The following is a 20,745-nucleotide window of genomic DNA, read 5'->3' as shown; positions in this document are numbered from 1 at the left end:
GGCTGCTTTTTTAGCGCAATTCGCGGCGCAAAATTTTCCCTACGGGTGTTTTGGGCAGCTCGGTGCGGAACTCAATGATCCGTGGCTGTTTGTAGCCTGTGAGATTTTCCTTGCAGAACTTGCGCAGGGTTTCCTCGTTCAGACTGTCGTCCTTCTTGACGACCACCAGCTTTACCGCCTCTCCGGTCTTTTCGTCCGGAACGCCCACGACAGCACACTCCAGAACACCGGGACACATGGCGACCACCTCTTCCACTTCGTTGGGGTAGACGTTGAAGCCACTGACCAGCACCATGTCCTTTTTGCGGTCCACGATCTTGATGAAGCTGCGCTCATCAATGGTGCCGATATCTCCTGTCAGGAAGTAACCATCTGCGGTCATGACCTTGGCGGTTTCATCAGGGCGCTGCCAGTAGCCAGCCATCACTTGCGGGCCTTTGACAGCAATTTCGCCAGTCTTGCCCACCTCGGTCACGGTCTGGCCGTCATCGCTGACCAGCTTCACGTAGGTGCTGGGGAGCGGGACACCAATCGTGCCGGTGAATTCTTTGGCTGTGACGGGGTTGCAGCTCACTACAGGGCTGGTTTCTGACAAGCCATAGCCTTCCACAATCGGACATCCGGTCTTTTCCAGCCACAGCTTGGCAACCGCTCCTTGCACTGCCATGCCACCGCCGACAGACACCTTCAGGTGGCTCCAGTCCACAGAATTAAAGTCTGCGTGGTGTGCCAGGCCGTTGAACAGCGTGTTCACGGCCGGAAAGCTGTGAAACTTGTGGTTGGACAGTTCCTTGAGCGTGGCTTTGATGTCACGCGGATTGGGAATCAGAATGTTTTTGCCCCCGGTGTGCATGGACAGCATCATGTTCACCGTGAACGCGAAGATGTGATAAAGGGGCAGCGCGCACACGCTTGTCACTTGCTCACCGCTGTTGCGCAGGTCAGTCACCACGGGGTTAAACCATGCTTCGCACTGCAAGGTGTTGGCAATGATGTGGCGGTGCAGCAGTACCGCGCCTTTGCTCACACCTGTGGTGCCTCCGGTGTACTGCAGCACGGCAATATCGTTGGGGCCTATGCCGGGTTTCTTGAAATGGCCGCTGTTGCCACGGCGAATGGCATCTTTGTAGCGCACCGCCTTGGGCAGATCAAAGGCGGGCACCATTTTTTTGACATTGCGCACCACGTAGTTGACCAGGCAGCCTTTGAGCGTACTCAGCTCATCGCCCATGGCGCACAGAACCACGTGCTCTACAGCGGTTTTGTCGATGCATTGCTGCAAGGTGTGGGCGAAGTTTTCGATGATGACGATGGCTTTGGCGCCAGAGTCTTTGAGCTGGTGTTCCAGCTCCCGTGCGGTGTACAGCGGATTGACGTTGACCACCACAAAGCCAGCACGCAAGATGGCAGCGACGGCCACGGGGTACTGCGGCACGTTGGGCATCATGATGGCGATGCGGTCACCTGCTTGCAGGCCCAGAGACTGAAAGTACGCTGCGAAGGCCTGACTTTGGCGGTCTACGTCGCCAAAGCTCATGTCCTTGCCCATGAAGGAATAGGCAGAGCGTGGGGCATAAGCCTTGAACGCGTGCTCCATCAGCTCCACCAGGGAGTGATAGCTGCCGGGGTCGATATCTGCAGGTACGCCTTCAGGATAGGCCGTTAGCCATGGACGCTCACTCATGCTGTTGTCTCCGTTCAATTGTCGTTGTTAATCGGAAATTGACAGACATGGCGACGGATGGCACCTCCCCCATGCCCAGGGTCTAGGCCCTTTGCCAGAATTGTGGAGGGAGGGAGAAAAGGCACGTCTCTGTGCAAACCCTAGGTTTTTAGTGATACGAGTATCTGTTTTGCTAAAAAACGAACGGCAGTGCGTTTTTTGGCGTTGCGCTTTGATAGGTATCAATCACGGGAGGATGGGTGGCGCATGAAAAAGCCCACATGGCTTGCGCAATGTGGGCGGGTGTGTGGTGAAAGTGTGTGTCTGGTGCTCAGGCGATTTGTGCGGCGCGATTGAGCGTGTCACGGGTATCCATGGCTGCTTGGCGCGCAGCGGCTGCAAAGTCTGCACCTTGCGAGGCATACAGAACGGCGCGAGAGGAGTTGATGATGATGGGGCCACCACCCATGCGCGCAGCCTTCACGGTGGCAACGGCGTCACCACCCTGTGCGCCCACACCGGGAATCAGCAGCGGCAGCGACGGAGCCACTGCACGCACACGCTCAATTTCATGGGGGCGTGTGGCACCTACCACCAGACCGAGCTGGCCGTTGGTGTTCCAGGGGCCTTGCGCCAGTTTGGCCACGTGTTCGAACATGGCTGGCTGGCCAGGCAGATCGGCCAGATGCTGCGCCTGCAGGTCGTCACCACCGGGGTTGGAGGTGCGGCACAGCAGGAAAGCGCCTTTGCCTTCGTACTTCAGATAGGGCGTGATGGAGTCAAAGCCCATGAACGGCGAGAGCGTCACGGCATCGGCACCGTAGCGTTCAAAGGCTTCCTTGGCGTACTGCTCAGCGGTGGAGCCAATGTCACCACGCTTGGCATCCAAAATGACGGGCACGTGGGGCGCGACACGGCGCATGTGCTCCATCAGTTTTTCCAGCTGGTCTTCAGCGCGGTGCGCAGCGAAGTAGGCGATCTGAGGCTTGAAAGAGTTCACCAGATCGGCAGTGGCATCGACAATGGCAGCGCAGAAGTCGTAGATCTTGGAAGCATCGCCACGCATGGCTGCAGGGAACTTGGAAGGTTCTGGGTCCAGCCCCACGCAGAGCATGGAGTTGTTGCGCGTGGACGCGTCGCGCAGCATGTCGAGAAAAGTCATGAGCAGCAATTGTAGGTGGCAGGCACAATCTACAACCCTATGCCTTCCTTTACCCCCCGACAACTGATTCTTCTGGTGCTCCTAACGCTGATTTGGGGGGTGAACTGGCCCATCATGAAGCTGGGAGTCATGCACTTTCCGCCGCTGAGCTTCCGGGCGCTTTCCATGTGGATAGGGCTGGGCGTGGTCTCTTGCGTGCTGCTGCTGCAAAAGCAGCCTTTGTTCATCGCACGCGAGCACTGGGGCACTATGGCCAAGCTCACGTTTTTCAACATGGTGATCTGGCACTGTCTGGTGATTGTGGCCATGCCCATGGTCTCCAGCGGGCGTGCGGCCATCCTGGGCTACACCATGCCTATTTTTTCAGCAGTTATTGGCGGTTTGGTGTACCGCGACCGACTGGTGGCCCGCGCCTGGTGTGGCGTAGGGGCCGCTTTTCTGGGCGTTTTGCTGCTGCTGTGGCATGAGTTTGGTGCGCTGGGCAGCCGGCCCACCGGCGCACTCATGATCTTGTTTGCCGCCTTGTGCTGGGCCATGGGTACACAAATGATGCGCCGTGCCGCCATGCCTGTGCCGGTGCTGACCATGGCTTTTTGGATGATGCTGATCACCGCCATCGTGCTCTCGCTGGCAGCAATCACGCTGGAGCAGCACTTGTGGCATATGCCTGACAGCGTGGCGGTGAACACCATTTTGTTCAATGGCTTGCTGGTGGTGGGCTTTGCACAAGTGGTCTGGTTTGTGCTGGCGCGCAGCCTTCCGCCTGTGGCCTCTACCCTGAGCGTGATGTTCATTCCCGTTCTGGGGGTGTTCAGCGGGGCGATCTGGCTGGGCGAGGTGCTGCACTGGCAAGACTGGACGGCTGTGTGCCTGATGGTGCTGGCGATTGCTTCGGTGCTGTGGCCCCAGCGCAAAAGCGCCTGAGACTGCAACTTTTGCAGCAGATGACACTCAGATGATTTTTAGTTTTTCACGCTGTTTGCGGCGTGCACACGCACCATGCTGAGCCACCTGCTCACCTCACTGATCGACGACATCCATGGCGACACCATCACCTTGAAAGAGCTGCTGGAGCGCAGTGGCCGCCAAGGCATGCTGCTCATTTGTGCGCTGGCCACCTTGCCGTTTCTGATTCCTGTGTCCATCCCCGGGGTGTCTACGGTGTTTGGTGCGGCGATTGTCTTGCTGGCCGCGGCGCTGTTTCTGAACCGGCTGCCGTGGCTGCCGCAGCGCATATTGAACAAGCCACTGGATGCTAAAAAGCTCGTTCCCGTTTTGCGCAAGGGCGTGGGCGTGGTCAGCAAGATTGACCGCTGGGTGCAGCCACGCTGGCTGGGGCTGACCTCGGGCACCCTGCTGCGCCTGAACTGTGCAGCGGTGGTGTTTGGTGGCGTGCTGCTGATGGCACCTCTGGGGCCAATTCCGTTTTCCAACACGGCCCCTGCCGTGGGCATCTTGCTGCTGACGGTGGGGCTGCTGCAGCGCGATGGGCTGTTTGTCATCCTCGGTTATCTGGGGCTGGTGCTGAGCGTGGTGTATTTCAGCGTGCTGGGCTATCTGGCGTGGACGGGTGGCACCTACCTGTTTGGTTGATGCCGCAAAGTGCTGCATACAAAAAAAGCCAGCAGTATGAACTGCTGGCTTTTTTTATAGCTGCTAGCGATTGGTGTGCAAGCGCTAGAGGCTACTTTGGCTGATGTTCATCAGCCTCAGGCCCTGCACCACTTAGCCGTTGGCGCGTTTTTGCAAAATTTCAAATGCGGGCAGGGTCTTGCCTTCGAGCACTTCCAGGAATGCACCGCCGCCGGTAGAGATATAGCCCACCTTGTCTTCAATGCCGTACTTGGCAATGGCGGCCAGCGTGTCACCACCACCGGCAATGCTGAAGGCGGGAGACTCGGCAATCGCCTGAGCGATGACCTTGGTGCCGTTTTCAAACTGGGCAAACTCGAACACGCCCACGGGGCCGTTCCAGACGATGGTGCCGGCCTTCTTGAGCTGGGCTGCCAGCTTGGCAGCGGTCTCGGGGCCGATGTCCAAAATCAGGTCGTCGTCTTGCACCTCGGTGGCCTTCTTGACCGTAGCGACAGCATCGGCAGAAAACGTCTTGGCGGTGACCACATCGGTGGGCACGGGTACATCAGCACCACGGGCGGCCATGGCGTCGATCACGGCCTTGGCATCGGCCACCAGATCGGGCTCGGCCAGACTTTTGCCGATCTTCAGGCCGGCAGCCAGCATGAAGGTGTTGGCAATGCCGCCACCGACGATGAGCTGGTCTACCTTGTCGGCCAGCGACTTGAGGATGGTCAGCTTGGTTGACACCTTGGAGCCAGCCACGATAGCGGCCAGAGGGCGTGCAGGTGCAGCCAGTGCCTTGTTCAGGGCATCAATTTCGGCCGACAGCAGCGGGCCTGCGCAGGCAATGGGTGCGTACTCGGCAATCCCGTAGGTGGTGCCTTCTGCGCGGTGGGCCGTGCCAAAGGCATCGTTGACGAAGATGTCGCACAGTTTGGCCATTTTCTGGGCCAGCTCGGGCTTGTTCTTCTTTTCGCCCACGTTCACGCGGCAGTTCTCCAGCAGCACCACCTGGCCGGGGGCTACCTGCACGCCGTCCACCCAGTTGGCAACCAGCGGCACTTCGCGGCCCAGCAGCTCAGACAGGCGCTGCGCCACAGCAGCCAGTGAGTCGGCTGGCTTGAATTCGCCTTCGGTGGGGCGGCCCAGGTGGCTGGTCACCATCACGGCAGCACCCGCCTTCAGTGCCATCTCAATGGCAGGCACCGAGGCGCGCACGCGCGTGTCTTCGGTGATTTCACCGGAGTCGCTCAAAGGTACGTTCAGATCCGCACGGATGAAAACGCGTTGGCCTTGGACTTTGCCCTGGGCGCACAGATCAGAAAAGCGAATGATGTTCATGGCGTCAAACCGTCAAGTCTTATAGAAGTGTGAAAACTGCGCCGCATTGTAGGGGGCGCAACTTTGCCTGCGCTTATTTCCAGCGAATGGGCTCGACCACCACGCTGCCCTTGTCGCTGGACAAGGTGAGCTGGCCTTCCTGAATGGTGGCTTGCAGCTGCATGCTGCGCTCGGCCAGGCTGCCCAGCTGCTGGGCGACTTCGGAGTCGATGTAGAGCACTTGCAGCTTGCTTTGGCGGTTGACCTTGCCTTCCAGGCCCTTCCACCAGATGTTGGCGGCATGGTTGAAGGGGTAGACCAGCACGTGGTCAGATTTGTTGCAGGCCTTGGCAATCGGCTTTTCTTCGGGCTGGCCGACTTCAATCCACAGGCGTTTCTGGCCGGTGTAGTCGGTGATGTGCACATCTGGATCGTCCGGATCGCTCAGGCCCACGCCGAAAGAGAGCGTGCCGTCGCCATTGCACAGGGCTTGCAGCTGCCAGGCGTTCAGTGCCAGAGCCACCAGGCGCACCATCATGCGGTCATCGGTTTCGCTGGGGTGGCGTGCCAGCGTCATGTTGTGGTCGCCGTAGTAGCCGTGGTCAATGTCTGCAATCTGCAGGTTGACTTTGAAAATGGTGGACTTGATCGCCATGGGCACGCTGCCCGGAGGCAGTCCTGTTTGAAAATATATAAAAACAAGAGCTGCCAGCGCTGGTGTGTCCTCGCTTTGGCAGCTCTTTGATGCTTAAACGCTTACTGTGTAAGCGTTGGTCGCTATGGTTTACGTGGTTTAAACGCGGCGGGCCAGTTCGGCAGCCTTGCCGATGTACGAGGCAGGCGTCATGGCCAGCAAGCGATCCTTGTCGGCCTGGGGAATTTCCAGACCACTGATCAGCTTGTGCAGATCGGCCGCCTGCACGGTCTTGCCGCGGGTCACTTCTTTGAGCTTCTCGTAAGCGCCTTGCACGCCGTAGCGGCGCATGACGGTCTGAATTGGCTCGGCCAGCACTTCCCAGGCGTGGTCCAGGTCTTCTTGCAGGCGCTCTTCGTTGAGCTCCAGCTTGTTCAGGCCGGTCATCAGCGAGGTGTAGGCCAGTGTGGCGTAACCCAGTGCCACGCCAATGTTGCGCAGCACGGTGGAGTCGGTCAGGTCACGCTGCCAGCGGCTGACGGGCAGCTTTTCAGACAGGTGCTTGAGGATGGCGTTGGCCAGGCCCAGGTTGCCTTCGGCGTTCTCAAAGTCAATCGGGTTGACCTTGTGCGGCATGGTGGACGAGCCGATTTCGCCGGCTTTGAGACGCTGCTTGAAATAACCCAGCGACACGTAGCCCCAGATGTCACGCGAGAAGTCAATCAAGATGGTATTGGCACGGGCCACAGCATCGAACAGCTCGGCCATGTAGTCGTGCGGCTCGATCTGGATCGAGTAAGGCTGGAACGTCAGGCCCAGGCCCTTGGGCTCAGGTGACTCAATCACATTCTTGGCAAACGCTTCCCAGTCGAAATCTGGCCAGGCCGACAGGTGGGCGTTGTAGTTGCCCACAGCGCCGTTCATCTTGCCCAGCGTCTTGACGTTGGCAATGTTGTCCACGGCCTTTTGCAGGCGCACCAGTACGTTGGCAATTTCCTTGCCCACGGTGGTGGGCGAGGCAGTCTGGCCGTGTGTGCGGCTGAGCATGGGCACATCGGCAAACTGGTGTGCCATCTCGCGCAGCTTCAGTGTGATGCGGTCCAGCGCAGGCAGCACCACCATGTCGCGGCCCACACGGATTTGCAGGGCGTGGCTGGTGTTGTTGATGTCCTCGCTGGTGCAGGCAAAGTGCACAAACTCAGAGGCTTTTTGCAGCTCTGGGCGGCCGTCAAACTTGGCCTTGATCCAGTACTCCACGGCTTTCACGTCGTGGTTGGTCGTCTTCTCGATCTCCTTGATCGCCTCGGCATCGGCTTCGGAGAAATTGCTCACCAGACCGTGCAGATAGGTACGTGCACCTTCGGACAGCGCCGGGAATTCGGCGAAGCCGGCATCCGAAAGCGCGATGAACCAAGTGATTTCCACTTGGACACGGCGGTGCATGTAACCCTGTTCGCTCATGATGGGGCGCAGGGCGGAGAGCTTGGCGGCGTAGCGGCCGTCAAGGGGGGAGAGGGCGGAGATGGAAGACAGGCTCATGGCGCGTGATTGTAGGTGGCGCGGGCAGCGCTTGCACTGTGTGGCTACATATGCAACTGCTGGAGACCCGGAAACGAGCAAGGGCACCCGGTAGGTGCCCTTGTCGGGAATAAAAAGGCTGCGAAGCGTCTTGAAGTGAATTAAGAGAGGGAGGGAGGAGATGCACCCCAAGACGGACAACCACACCAGGTGGAACGGCTTCGCAACACTAAAACTGGCCGGGTTTACAACCCTGACGATGCTTTGTGACTTTTCGAATTTGGGAAAGTTCCCAGATTTTTCAAGGCCATTGGGCAGCGCCTGTATGAATCATAGGGCCAGCAATTTCTCCAGTGGTAGGCGAACGCGCACTTCTTTGTGTGCGACTGGACTGACAATTTTCCAGGCTGGCTGGGCGGTGTCCCGGGGTATGGGTTCGCCAGTCGGCATGCCAGAACGGTTCAGCAGCACGGCAACGCGGGGCGCCGAGGCCGAAGCTCCACGGCGGATGACTACCCCGACTTCCTCGCTGGCCAGCTTGACCCAGGCACCGGGCGGGTAAATGCCCAGTGCCTTGACCAGCGCGGCGCCTGCTTCGTCCATCGACTTGGTCTCGTCGTAGTAGCTGGCCTGCATGGCAGAGGTGACAGACATGGGCTCGCGGTTGGCACGGGGGGCGATGCGGGCACCAAAGATGTCGGCGCGCTGAATCAGACGTGCCATTTGCTGGCCCAGGGTTTTTTCTGCCAGTTTGCCCGGTGCGCGGTGGTGGTGGGTCTTGACGGCGTCCAGCCACAGAGGGTCTGTAATGCCCATGGCTCGCAAGATACTGACGGAGGCATCGGAATGCTGGTCAACCTCCTGTGCCTGCTGAGGGGTCAGCGGCGTGGATTGCTGAGCAAGGTCGTCCTGCAGCCGTGCCATGCCCATGTTCATGCTCAGCGCGGCACGCCCCAGAGGCAAGATGCGGTTTTCTGGCCAGCGCAGGGTCTCACGTGCAACGGTCATGCAGATCACGCTGACCAGCATGGCATGGGTAGCGCTGTAGTAGCGCGTTTCTTCGGCCGACATCTGCATCAGCGCGAGCAATGCCCCATCGGGGTTTTTGAGCAGGTAATTGTTGAGCGCAGAAAACAGGTCTTCAAAACGCGAAGCGAAATCACTGTTGTCCGGGTTGCGCAAGAGCTGCGTAAGACCCAGTTGCCACTCGCGCCAGGCAGGAGGGCCCATGTCCTGGGGCACTTCCACTGCTGCCGCAGCCGATTGCATGGTCATGCTGGTGATTTTGTTCAGCGGCTTGTCGGACAGCAGCAAAGATTGCAGCTGCGCCAAGAAGGCACGGTAGCTTTCGCCCGATTCATCCGTATCCACGTACAGCGTCTGGCCTCGGGCGAGCAAGACGCGCAAATCGTCTGCCGAGCGAATGACAAAACCTTTGTTCGCTAGCAAGCTGCCTCCGACCCCGCGCAGGGCGAAGGGGATAGGCTGGCCAAAGGAGATGGTCGAAAGATTTAGTTCAACGAGTTTCATTGCAATTCAAGCGCGGTTGAACACATTTTTACATTTTGAATGCGGCTCGACCACCATCCAGCCCCAGGGCCCTTAGGCGTATCGGTCGGTCAGTCAGAAAACACAGCTTCCCACAAGGCCAAAACCGCATCGCGGTGGGCGGCAATCGAGGAGGCCACCACCAGTCCATTGCCCTCATCCAGCCGAGACTTGTGCTGAATACGGCGCAACTCGCGATAAGCCGTGGCGGCGGCCTGCCCGATCTGGGCCGGCAGCAGCCCTGCTGCTTCTGCACGCTGCAGCAAGGCAATGTTACCGACATTGCCCAGCAGCTCTGGATTCTGTGCAGATTGCGACAGCACCAGAAACTGCACAGCGAACTCTGCATCAACCATGCCTCCGCGGCTGTGTTTGACATCAAAAAGTTCGCCACGCACGGGGTGTGCACTGCGCACCCTTTCTCGCATGCTCACGATTTCGGCCTTGAGCGACTGCGCATCGCGGGGTGCTGAGATGACCGCTTCGCGCACGCTGTCGAAGCGCTTGCCCAAATCTGCATTGCCCACCACAAACCGCGCACGCGTCATGGCTTGGTGCTCCCACGTCCACGCGGTATTGCTGCCGCGCTGCTGCTGGTAGTCCGCGTAGGATTTAAAGCTGGTGACAAGCAAGCCAGAGTTGCCGTTGGGGCGTAGGGCGGTGTCGATTTCATACAAATCGCCTTCGCCGGTTTTGACGGTGAGCCAGTTGATGAGCTTGCGCACCCATGCGGTGTAAATCTCCGGGGCGTTCTCATCGTCGTCATCAAAGATGAACACAATGTCCAGATCACTGCCATAGCCCAGCTCTTTGCCTCCGAGCTTGCCGTAGCCGATGATGCCAAAGAGCGGATCTTCGCGGTGGCGCTGCTTGAGGCGTTTCCAGCACCACTGCGCTGTAACGCGCAGCACGCTGTCCGCCAGTGCACTCAAGTCATCAGCGACCTGCTCGACCGTAATGAACCCTTCTACATCGCGTGCCAGAGTACGGAATGTCTCTGCATGCTGCGCTCGGCGCAGCAGGTTCAGCAGGTTCTCGTCATCGTCTTCACCCGTGCTCTCCAAAGCGGCCAGGCGCAAGGCCATCTCCTGCTCAAAATCAGTGGCGTTAAAGCGCTCTGTAAAAAGCTGGTCGCTGGCCAGCTCGTCGATGACTCCGGGGTGTTGCTGTAAATAGCGGGCAGGCCATTTGGCTGCACCTAAAAGGTGCAGCAACCGCTCAAGAACCGAGGGCCGCTCCAGTAAAAGTGCCAGATAGCTTTCGCGGCGCAGCAGGGGCTCCAGCCAGGCGATGAAGCGGATGGCGTTGGTCTCTTCCAGTGAGCCCTGGCTCACCCGCTGTGCTGCTTGCTGCACCAGACGAAACAGGCGTGCCCGGGCTTCATCGCGCAGGCCTCGCACTTTGGGGTTTTCACGCCATTCAAGTAAGCGCTGCGCCATGAGAGGCGGCAGCTGCTCAATCAGGCTTTCCAGATCGGGTGCGCTAGAGGCGCCGCTGACGGTGCGCGGGCCATTGCACATGCCGGACTGGCACGTTTGGTTGCCTCCGAGCAAGGTGTCAAATTCCTGGGCCACCAGCTCGCGGTGCGTGTCCAGTTGCCGCAAAAAACTGTGTGTGTCTGCGTAATCCATGGTGTGCGCAATCCATTCCAGATCGTCGTCACGGGTGGGCAGAACGTGGGTTTGCTGATCGTCGAGGTACTGAATGCGGTGCTCAACATTACGCAGGAAGGTGTAGGCCTGTGCAAGCTGCTCTGCGGTTTCTTGCGGCATGAGGTTGGCACGCGCAAGACGTTGCAATGCCTCCAGCGTAGGGCGGCAGCGCAGTTCGGGAAATTGCCCGCCGCGAACCACTTGCAGCAGCTGGACTGTGAATTCAATTTCACGGATGCCGCCACGAGACAGCTTCACATCGTTGGCACGCTCAGGGTGACCGGCACTGCGTCGGGCGGCATGCTCGCGAATCTGGCGGTGCAGTGTGCGCAAGGAGTCAAAGACGTTGTAGTCGAGGTATTTGCGAAAAACAAAGGGCAACACCACAGAGCGCAAGGCTTGAACGTTGGGGGCCTGAATTTCGGAGCGTGGAGCTACGACACGGCTTTTCAGCCAGGCAAAGCGCTCCCACTCCCGGCCATGCACCTGCAGGTAGTCTTCCAGAGATGAAAGACTGACCGCAGCAGGCCCCGAGTTACCGTGGGGGCGCAGGGCCAGATCGACGCGAAAGACAAACCCATGCTCTGTGGTGTCACCAATCAATGCATAGATAGCTTTGACGGCTTTGCCAAAGTATTCATGGTTGCTGATCTTGCCGCGGCCATCTGCAAGGCCTTGGGTTTCCCCCTCGTGCTCATAGACATAAATAAGGTCAATGTCGCTGGAGACATTGAGCTCGCGCGCGCCAAACTTGCCCATGCCAATAATCCACAGGGGAACGGGTTGACCACCAGGGCTGGTGGGCGCTCCATGGCGGCTGTCCAGCTCTTGGCGCACGTGCAGGCAGGCGCGATCCAGTACCAGTTCTGCCAGAACGGTGACTGCGCTGGTAACCGCATGCAGATCAGCCTTGCGGTCACAGTCCAGCACCATGAGCCGTTCCATGACCAGCTGCCGCAAAACACGCAATGCAGCAGATAAGTCCAGTCCTTGGTGTAACAGGGCTTGCAGTGCCTGTTCCATCGCTACGCGATCAGGAACTGCCGGGGGCAATATGCCCAGCATGTCGGCATAACGACGATGCAGACGCTGCCAAAAGCGAGAGTGGGCGGCGGATGGGCTGGCAACGGGCGTTTGAATATGGTCTGCGATCTGCATGCTTGGCACTGGTTGGTGCGAGTTCAAAGAACCTTCAGGTTGTTCCCTTTGGGGTCATACCCCGAGCAGGGTAAGCGGGCGATAATTCCTGCCACTTGTGAACCCACGAATGATCGATCCGAGCTCTACCCCATCACGCCAGCTGCACATCTTTGCCCGCTTTGCCCGTTGGTCATTGTGGCTGGTGCTGGCTTTTTGGCTGCTGCTGGCGCTGGTATGGGGGACTCTCCATGGAATCATTGTGCCGCGAATTGGAGAGTGGCGGGTTCAGGTAGAGCGCTTAGCGACGCAAGCGCTGGGGGCAGCGGTACGGGTAGATGCCATTGAGGCCAAATCGGATGGTTTATTTCCGACGGTGCACCTTTCTGGGGTGTCCGTTTTAGATGCCCAAGGGCGGGAGGCGCTCAAACTTCAAAGCGTCGTGGCCACCGTGTCAGCGCGCTCGGTCTTGCGGCTGGGGCTGGAGCAGCTGTATATCGATGCGCCAGAGCTGGATATCCGGCATCTGGCAGATGGTCGCTGGCAAGTTGCAGGCCTGGATGTGGTTCAAAGCGATGCCTCGGAAAGCCCCGCGCTGGAGTGGCTGCTTGCACAGCCTGAGCTGGTGATTCAAAAAGGCGTGCTGTTGTTCACAGATGAACAACGTGCCGTGCCCACCGTGCGTTTGCACGATGTGGACCTGGTGCTGCGCAATCGCCACTGGAACCATGTCGTTCGCCTGGATGCCACCCCTGAGGCCGCGGATGGCGAACGGATGCAAGTGGTGGGCGCTTTTCGGCAGCCGCTGCTGCCATCGTCCAAGGCACCCTGGACCCGCTGGAGCGGGCAGTGGTATGCCTCCCTTCAGTTGCATCGCGTGCCTTTGCTGCCGTGGCCCGAGGCATGGGGTGTCCGGGCATTGCAAGGCAATGGCGCAGCGCGGGCATGGATCGATGTGCAGCAAGGACAGCTGGCCGGCCTGACCGTGGATTTGGCGTTGCCACAAGCGTTGGTGCAGTGGCAAGACACCGGCGTTGCGGATCTGGATGTCCGCGCACTGCAAGGCCGTATAGAGGCCAATTGGCAAGCGCAGGCATGGAATCTCAAAGGGCAGCACTTCAGCTTTATGCAAGCGGACGGTGATAACTGGCCGAGCAGCAATTGGGATGTGCGTCTCGTGGGGCGCGAGGGGCGGCCACACAGCGCGAAAATTGCCCTGGACTATGCAGATTTGGCGATGGCTTCCCAGGTTGTGCAAACCTTGCCACTGCCGGCGCAATGGCGCGAGTCCATGGCGCAATGGACTCCGCAAGGCGAACTGCGGCAACTGCAGCTGCAATGGCAGGACGGCGGCGCTTACCGGGCCAGTGGACGTGTAGCGGGCCTGACGTTGCAGCCGCAGCCTGCAGAGCAAGGCGTGGGCGTTCCGGGGGTGCAGGGGCTGGATGCCCGGTTTGAGCTGACAGAAGGGGGCGGTAACGCGCAACTGAACATGCAGTCCGGGGTGTTGCACTTTCCCGGGGTGTTTGAAGAGCCCGCCATTCCTATGGATGAGCTGCAAGCACAAGTTCGCTGGAGTGTGAAAAACGGTGGCCACGTCAAAGTGGATGTTTCGCAGGTCGCTTTTGCCAATGCAGATGCCCAGGGCACCTTGCATGCTTCGTGGGAGATGGGACAGCAGGCGCAGGATCGGTTGCCCGGGTATTTGCAGCTTCAGGGCCTGCTCGAGCGTGCCAATGGAGCGCGTGTGCATCGCTATCTGCCGTTAGAAATCCCGGAAATGGCCCGCCACTATGTGCGCGATAGCGTTCAGCAGGGGCAAGGCAGCAAAGTCGAGTTTGAGGTGAAAGGCAACTTGCGGGATATGCCTTTTGAGAGGCCGGGCACGGGGCGTTTTTTCATCAAGGCACCGGTCAAGAATGTGATTTATGAGTTTGCCCCTGCCTCGGTGCAGACCCCTGGAGAGCCAGCATGGCCTGCTCTGACAGATTTGAGTGGCACTTTGATTTTTGAGGGTGCCGGCATGACGGTGCAGCAAGCGAGCACTGGGTTCGTCGGATATCCGAAGCTGCGCATGGGCTCTGTCGCGGCGCATATCCCTGATCTTGAGCATCCCCATTTAACGGTGAATGCTTTGGGGCAGACGGATTTGAATGCAGCGTTGGCGCTGGTGAAAAAATCTCCTTTGGCCGTTTTCACCAGCCACGCCCTGGACGCCACGCAGGCGCAAGGTGATGCCAGTATTGCCTTTGATTTGGAGTTGCCCATTGACCACTTGGAGCGGGCCAAAGTGCGAGGCCGTGTCGGTTTCCAAAACAATGCCCTGCAGTTCAACGAAGAGGCACCGCTGTTGCGCCAATTGCAAGGGGCGGTGCAGTTCCATGACCAGGGGTTTGAGCTGCTCAACGTGCGTGGACAGGCTCTGGGCGGCAGCATCAAGCTGGAAGGCGGCATGCCGTCACTCAAACAAGGTGTACACATCTTGGCGCGCGGCACAGCCACTGCGCAGGGGCTGCAAAAACACAGCGGTATTGCGCTGCTGGCGCAGATTGCAGCGCATGGGCAAGGGCAGGCCGCCTATACGGTTGATGTGAATGCACGCAATGGAGCGCAGGATGTCACGGTGCGCTCAGATTTGCGTGGCATCGCGCTGAATTTACCGGCACCTTTTAGCAAGCAAAGCGATGAAGCCTTGCCTTTGACCGTGCAGCAATCGCTGTCTGAGCAACAAATGCAAGAGTTGCGGGTCGACGTTCAGGGGCGTGCCCAAGTGAGTTACACGCGCAACTTGTCGGTGGTGCCTGCACAAGTGGTGCAGGGGCGCATTGTGGTTGGCGAGCCTCCAAACAATGAGCCATTAGAGCGTGGCGTTTCTGCGTACGTGCAATTGCCAGAGCTGGACATGGATGCGTGGAGCCAAGTACTCACGTCCAAGGCTCACAGTGACGGGAGTGAAACCGCATCGCAAGCACAGGCTTATATGCCACAGCGACTGAAGCTTTCTGTGGACCGGTTGCTGGTTAAACAGCGCGAACTGCAGTCGGTCAAGGCAGACTTTGTTCAAGCCAGCGCAGTGTGGCGCGGGCGCTTGAATGCCAAGCATTTCGCAGGCCAGGTGGAGTACCGGCTGCCCAGTGCATCGGACCCTTCCGGGCGCTTGTTTGCGCGTTTGTCTCACCTCTCGATCCCCAAGTCAGAAGCCTTGCGGCTGAACCAGGCCACAGGCGATGAGACTTCGTCTGAGCCTGAAACTTTGCCGGCACTCGACATTGAAGTGGAGCGCTTTGAGATTGCCGGAAAAGCGCTGGGCAAGCTGCAGTTGCAGGCACGCAATAGCATGGGGGCATCTGGGCGGGACTGGCTGCTGGAGCAGTTTTATTTGACAACGCCAGAAGCTCGCTGGAAAGCGAATGGATATTGGGGTGCCCCGTCGCGCGGTGCTCCCCGCACGACGCACCTGAGCTTTCTGCTAGAGCTCGATAGCTCAGGCAAGTTGCTGGAACGGTTTGGCATGCCCGGTGTGATTCGCGATGGACAAGGGCGATTGAGTGGAAACATCGCGTGGCAGGGTGCGCCAATTACGCCCCACTGGCAGAGCATGGATGGTGGTGTGCACATGCAGGTAGATAAGGGACAGTTTCTGAAGGTAGAGCCAGGCATGGGCAAGCTGTTGAGTGTGCTCAGCCTGCAGTCCTTGACCCGTCGGGTAGCACTGGATTTTCGAGATGTGTTCAGCCAGGGTTTTGCATTTGACTATGTGCGTGGCGATATCAGTATCGAGCAAGGCGTAGCACGTACCAATAATTTGCAGATGAAGGGGCTCAATGCCGCGGTGCTGATGGAGGGCAAGGCCAGCTTGATTGATGAAACCCAGGACCTGACGGTGGTGGTTGTGCCAGAAATCAATGCAATGACTGCCTCACTGGCTGCAACGGCCATCAACCCCGTGATCGGACTGGGAAGCTTCTTGGCGCAAATGTTTCTGCGGGGTCCGCTGATGGAGGCTGCAACGCGCACGTTCCATGTGCACGGCCCCTGGAGTGACCCAGTTGTGGACCCGGTCAGTAAAAAGGCGGTTGAAAGAAAACCGACACCCAGCACAGAAGGAGTGGTGCCATGAAGGTTGCAGTACTGCAGATGGTGTCTTCACCTGACGTTGAGGACAATTTGGCTTGTGCGCAGCAATTGATTGCGCAAGCCAGCGCACAAGGGGCTGAGCTGTTGGTACTGCCCGAATATTTTTGCGGCATGGGGCTCCAAGATACCGACAAGCTGGCCTGGGCAGAGCCGCTGGGCAAGGGCCCCATTCAGGAGGCCATGGCTCGATGGGCACAAGCCTATGGTATCTGGCTGGTTGGGGGGACCGTGCCTGTTCAATCCGGTGCTGAAGGCAAAGTGCTCAACACGTCGATGCTCTTTAACCCGCAAGGGCAGCGGGTGGCGCATTACGACAAAATTCACCTTTTTCGTTTTGCAACCGACACGGAGCGCTATGACGAAGCGGCGGTAATTGAGCCGGGTGTTTTGCCGGTGGTGGCCGATATGGTGGACCGCAGCGGACAGCAATGGCGACTGGGGCTTAGCGTGTGCTACGACCTGCGTTTTCCGGAGTTGTACCGACAGCACGTAGCCCAGGGCGCGCACATTTTGTTGGCTCCGTCTGCTTTCACGTGCACCACGGGGTTTGCGCACTGGGAGCTTCTGCTGCGCGCCCGTGCAGTGGAAAACCAGTGCTGGATGCTGGCAGCGGCGCAAGGCGGCCAGCATGACAATGGCAGGCAGACCTGGGGGCACAGCATGGTCGTGGATCCGTGGGGGCAAATCGTTGCTGAACAGGCATCGGCTGGTGCAGGCATCAGTTATGCCGTACTGGATGCTGCCTTTTTGCAGCAAGTGCGTCAGCGCTTGCCGGCTTTGGAGCACCGTTGTTTGTAAATCCGCTTCAGCCTTGGCCGTGGCAACGCTGGCACAGCGCATGGCGCCGCTGGTCCCTGTGGACAGTGCTGGTCGTGCTGGTGGTGGGCATGCTCATCATCATGGTGTGGCTGGCTGGGCGCTATGAAGCCTCGCAAGTTCAGGACAAGCTGGACCGAGATGCCGCCCAGGCGGTGGTGGAAATCCGTTCTGGCCTGAATCGCAACCTTCAGGATCTGCAAGCCATCAACCCTATGCACGTGACGCCAGAGCAATGGAGCGTGCGTGTCGCGGAGCTGCTGCAGGTGCGCCGAGAGCTATTGCGGGTGGAGTGGCGCGGTGAAAACCTGAACATTCGCCAGGTGGCAGAGACTCCCTACCGTTCTGTAGAGTGGGATGCGGATTTACGAGAAGAATCTTTCAGCCATGCCGTGACTGCGTGTTCGAACGCGCAGCGCACGAACAGCCCTGCCTACTCGACCAGCTATTTTCAGATCTTGGGCGGCACGATGGGGGCTGAGCTGATGGAGGTGTGCCTGCCGCAAATGGAAGGGGGGCATGTCAGGGGCTTTATGGTGGGTACGTACTCGCTGCAAAACATTCTGATTTCGCAAGTGAGCAAGAACCTGACGCAGAACCAGGAAATCTCTTTTACAGAGCCTGATGGCACGCGTTTGGCGGTGCTGGGGGCTGCGTGGCGCGGATCACGTGTGTTCACATCACAGCAATTGCTGGATTTGCCAGGTAACACCATGGTGCTGCGCATGGACAGCTGGCATCGGGCTCCCAGCGTGTTTCCGAACGTGCTGACAGCACTGGTGACTGGCATGGCCATTGCCCTGGGCTCCGTCTTGATTGTGCTGGTGCGCGATAACCGCCGCAGGCTGCGCGCAGAGCGCGATCTGGGAGATGCGCTGGCCTTTCGCAAGGCCATGGAAGACTCTCTCATCACCGGCCTGCGGGCGCGTGACTTGCAGGGGCGCATCAGCTACGTCAACCCTGCTTTTTGCGCCATGGTGGGCTTTAGCGCCGAAGAGCTGCTGGGCCAGAGCTTTGCACCCTATTGGCCTCCAGAGCTGGCCGAGGAGTATGTGCGCCGGCAGGCCCGGCGTTTGTCAGGTGCGATGCCTCCTGCGCGGGAGGGGCACGAGTCCGTGTTTATGCGCAAAGATGGCACGCGGTTTCCGGTGCTGATCTTTGAGGCACCACTGATCAACGCACAAGGCCAGCAAACGGGCTGGATGAGCGCATTTATCGACATCACTGAGCAGCGTCGCATGGAGGATCTGTCGCGTGCCTCGCATGAACGGCTGCAGGCTACGGCGCGGTTGGCGACGGTGGGCGAAATGGCCTCCTTGCTGAGCCACGAACTCACACAGCCGTTGATGGCCATGTCCAGTTATGCCAACGGTTCACTCAATATGCTCCAGCACGACGGGGATCTGGCGTTGCTGGACAAGGCCAGCCTCATCCAGCGCTTGGGCGACTTGAAGTCTGCCATGCAAAGGATCGCGTTTCAGGCCGATCGTGCAGGCAAGGTGATCAAGAGCGTGCGTGACTTTGTTCGCCGTCGTAGCCAGACACATGACACGATCACCGCCTCCGAGCTGCTGGACGCGGTGATGCCTCTTGTGCGCATGCAGGCGACAAAGCTGGGCGTGAAAGTACAGGTGGATGTTGAGCCACGCCTGCCGCCCATGGTGTGTGACAGCACGATGATTGAGCAGGTACTGCTGAATCTGGCGCGCAATGCCATGCAATCCATGGAAAATGTGGAGGCCGCGTACAAGAAGCTGACGATCAAAGCGCTGTGGGACGAGCCTTCAGGCCGGGTTGTTTTTAGCGTGCAAGATCAAGGCGCAGGCATTCCTCAGGAGGTGGCCGAGCAATTGTTTACCCCGTTTTTCACCACCAAGGCAGAGGGTATGGGGCTGGGTCTGAGCATGTGCCGCACTGTGATTGAGCAGCACTCCGGAGAATTGCGCTACAGCGTCAATGCCCCACGTGGTACGGTGTTTACCTTCAGCCTGCCTGTTGCAGGTGACCGAGAAAAGTTAAGCTGAACCCCATGGAACCAGTCACTAATGCCACGGTTTATATCGTGGATGACGATGCGGATGTACGCGACGCTTTGGCGTGGCTGCTGCGTTCGCGCCGTTTGTATAGCGAAAGTTTTGCCTGCGCCGAAGATTTCCTGGCCATGCTGGGCGAGCAGCCCGTGCCACGGCATCCGCAATGCCTGCTGCTGGATGTTCGCATGACGGGCATGAGTGGCCTGTCTTTGTTTGCACAGCTCAAACAAATGGAAGGCGTGATTGAGACGGTGCCGGTGATTTTCCTGACCGGCCATGCCGACGTCCCCACCGCTGTGCAGACCGTCAAGCAAGGCGCTTTTGATTTCTGTGAAAAGCCGTTTTCAGACAATGTGCTGGTGGATCGCATCGAGCAAGCGCTGCAGCAATCTGCGCAATACCTTGAAGAGACGGCGTTGCGCCATGCTTTGCTCAACCGCCTGGCGGATCTGACAGAGCGCGAGCGAGGGGTGATGACACTCGTTGTTGAAGGCGTGCCCAACAAGCTGATTGCGGACCAGTTGGACATCAGCGTGCGCACGGTCGAAGTGCACCGGGCGCGTGTGTTTGACAAGATGCAGGTGAAATCGGCGGTAGAGCTGGCCAACGTGCTGCGCGCGCACGGGCAGTTGTAAGCTGCTTCAGGGACAAGACCGGGCAAGCCTCACAATGCGTCCACAAGCCCTTTGAGGATGTGATGGGGCATAAAAAAGGCTCTGAATTTATTCAGAGCCTTTTTGCCTTCCAGTACCTTGCCAGGCAAGTACTGTCAGCTGTCCTTATTGAGCGCGTTCACCCACAAAAATTTCAACACGGCGGTTGCGCGAACGGCCCTCTGCAGTGCTGTTGGATGCGATGGGCTGGTAAGAGCCGCGGCCTTCTGTAAAGATGCGGCTGCCGCTGACGCCACGCTGCATCAGATAGTCGCGGGTGCTGTTGGCACGGTTGAGCGACAAGGGGTTGTTCACAGCATCAGAGCCGGTGCTGTCGGTGTGGCCCACGATGCGTACTTCTGCGTTGGGGCTGCTGCGCAGGCCTTCAGCGAAACGATCCAAAATGGGGGCAAAGTTGCTCTTGATGTCGTAGCGGCCAGTATCAAAAGAGATGTCGCTGGGGATTTCCATCTTCAGCTGGTTGTCGGCGGTTTGAACCACATTCACACCCGTGCCCTGGGTGGCCGCCTGCATTTCTTGTTTGCGCTTTTCCTGGTTGTTGGACCAGATGTAAGTGCCAAGTCCGCCAAGGGCGGCGCCAGCTACAGCGCCGACACCGGCTTTACCGCCTGTGGCAGCACCGATGGCAGCACCAGCCAGAGCGCCGACACCAGCACCAGTGGCGGTACGCTTGGTGGTGTCAGACATGCCATCCGTAGCAGCACAGCCGGAAATTAAGAGTGCTGCAGCCACGGAGGCAGAGAGGATGAGATTTTTGCGCATGGTTTTTCCTTTACGTTATGAGCGCTACAGCCGTAGCGGGCAGATATTCGATTGTGAGAAGTCTGCTTGAACGCTCTATCAGTCGTGCCAGATGCCTCGCGTAGGAAATTG

The 20,745-nt window shown here is 58.9% G+C and carries 14 protein-coding genes; 6 read left to right on the top strand and 8 right to left on the bottom strand.

Annotated features, from left to right (window positions below):
• Nucleotides 1–10 precede the first annotated feature (10 nt).
• Together H9646_RS03180 and pyrF are read right to left on the bottom strand one after the other, a co-directional pair.
• Nucleotides 11–1,684 carry a long-chain-fatty-acid--CoA ligase gene (locus H9646_RS03180; RefSeq protein ID WP_191721896.1) on the bottom strand — a complete coding sequence of 558 codons (1,674 nt, stop codon included), beginning with the start codon at nucleotides 1,682–1,684 and terminating at the stop codon, nucleotides 11–13.
• A gap of 310 nt (nucleotides 1,685–1,994) precedes the next feature.
• Nucleotides 1,995–2,825 carry an orotidine-5'-phosphate decarboxylase gene (gene pyrF, locus H9646_RS03175; protein WP_191721895.1) on the bottom strand — a complete coding sequence of 277 codons (831 nt, stop codon included), beginning with the start codon at nucleotides 2,823–2,825 and terminating at the stop codon, nucleotides 1,995–1,997.
• Nucleotides 2,826–2,864: 39 nt separating this feature from the next.
• Here pyrF and H9646_RS03170 point away from each other — a divergent pair, with 39 nt between their 5' ends.
• Together H9646_RS03170 and H9646_RS03165 are read left to right on the top strand one after the other, a co-directional pair.
• Nucleotides 2,865–3,749, top strand: a complete 885-nt coding sequence (locus tag H9646_RS03170) for a DMT family transporter (protein ID WP_191721894.1) — start codon at nucleotides 2,865–2,867, stop codon at nucleotides 3,747–3,749.
• 75 nt (nucleotides 3,750–3,824) lie between these two features.
• Entirely contained in the window at nucleotides 3,825–4,418 is a 594-nt protein-coding gene (locus tag H9646_RS03165) for an exopolysaccharide biosynthesis protein (RefSeq protein WP_191721893.1), read from the top strand.
• 132 nt (nucleotides 4,419–4,550) lie between these two features.
• Here the strand turns inward: H9646_RS03165 and H9646_RS03160 are convergent, their stop codons facing one another.
• From H9646_RS03160 to glnE, 5 genes are all read right to left on the bottom strand, one after another.
• Complete coding sequence (locus H9646_RS03160; RefSeq protein WP_191721892.1) at nucleotides 4,551–5,744, bottom strand: phosphoglycerate kinase; 1,194 nt, start codon at nucleotides 5,742–5,744, stop codon at nucleotides 4,551–4,553.
• A 73-nt stretch (nucleotides 5,745–5,817) separates the two neighbouring features.
• Nucleotides 5,818–6,378: a YaeQ family protein gene (locus H9646_RS03155; protein ID WP_191721891.1), complete on the bottom strand. Its 561-nt coding sequence runs from the start codon at nucleotides 6,376–6,378 to the stop codon at nucleotides 5,818–5,820.
• A 138-nt stretch (nucleotides 6,379–6,516) separates the two neighbouring features.
• Entirely contained in the window at nucleotides 6,517–7,896 is a 1,380-nt protein-coding gene (purB, locus tag H9646_RS03150) for an adenylosuccinate lyase (protein WP_191721890.1), read from the bottom strand.
• Nucleotides 7,897–8,205: 309 nt separating this feature from the next.
• The gene (locus tag H9646_RS03145; RefSeq protein WP_191721889.1) at nucleotides 8,206–9,405 is read right to left on the bottom strand and encodes an HD-GYP domain-containing protein; all 1,200 of its coding nucleotides are present in this window, start codon (nucleotides 9,403–9,405) and stop codon (nucleotides 8,206–8,208) included.
• Between the two features lie 89 nt (nucleotides 9,406–9,494).
• Entirely contained in the window at nucleotides 9,495–12,233 is a 2,739-nt protein-coding gene (gene glnE, locus H9646_RS03140; RefSeq protein ID WP_191721888.1) for a bifunctional [glutamate--ammonia ligase]-adenylyl-L-tyrosine phosphorylase/[glutamate--ammonia-ligase] adenylyltransferase, read from the bottom strand.
• A 97-nt stretch (nucleotides 12,234–12,330) separates the two neighbouring features.
• Between glnE and H9646_RS03135 the strand changes: the two genes are divergently transcribed.
• The 4 genes from H9646_RS03135 (at nucleotide 12,331) to H9646_RS03120 (ending at nucleotide 19,833) form a co-directional block, all read left to right on the top strand.
• Nucleotides 12,331–16,332: a YhdP family protein gene (locus H9646_RS03135; protein WP_191721887.1), complete on the top strand. Its 4,002-nt coding sequence runs from the start codon at nucleotides 12,331–12,333 to the stop codon at nucleotides 16,330–16,332.
• The gene (locus H9646_RS03130; protein WP_191721886.1) at nucleotides 16,329–17,147 is read left to right on the top strand and encodes a carbon-nitrogen hydrolase family protein; all 819 of its coding nucleotides are present in this window, start codon (nucleotides 16,329–16,331) and stop codon (nucleotides 17,145–17,147) included. The genes H9646_RS03135 and H9646_RS03130 overlap by 4 nt, the downstream gene beginning before the upstream one ends.
• A gap of 89 nt (nucleotides 17,148–17,236) precedes the next feature.
• A complete protein-coding gene (locus tag H9646_RS03125) occupies nucleotides 17,237–19,189 on the top strand; it encodes a two-component system sensor histidine kinase NtrB (protein WP_191722282.1) in 1,953 nt (650 codons plus the stop codon).
• 5 nt (nucleotides 19,190–19,194) lie between these two features.
• Nucleotides 19,195–19,833, top strand: coding sequence for a response regulator transcription factor (locus H9646_RS03120; RefSeq protein WP_191721885.1), 639 nt, complete (start codon nucleotides 19,195–19,197; stop codon nucleotides 19,831–19,833).
• Nucleotides 19,834–19,977: 144 nt separating this feature from the next.
• Here the strand turns inward: H9646_RS03120 and H9646_RS03115 are convergent, their stop codons facing one another.
• The gene (locus H9646_RS03115) at nucleotides 19,978–20,634 is read right to left on the bottom strand and encodes an OmpA family protein (protein WP_191721884.1); all 657 of its coding nucleotides are present in this window, start codon (nucleotides 20,632–20,634) and stop codon (nucleotides 19,978–19,980) included.
• Between the last annotated feature and the right edge of the window lie 111 nt (nucleotides 20,635–20,745).

It is taken from the genome of Comamonas avium, assembly GCF_014836675.1.
GTDB lineage: Bacteria > Pseudomonadota > Gammaproteobacteria > Burkholderiales > Burkholderiaceae_C > Comamonas > Comamonas avium.
Note: the sequence above shows the minus strand (reverse complement) of the source record. Positions and strands in the feature narration are given on the sequence as shown.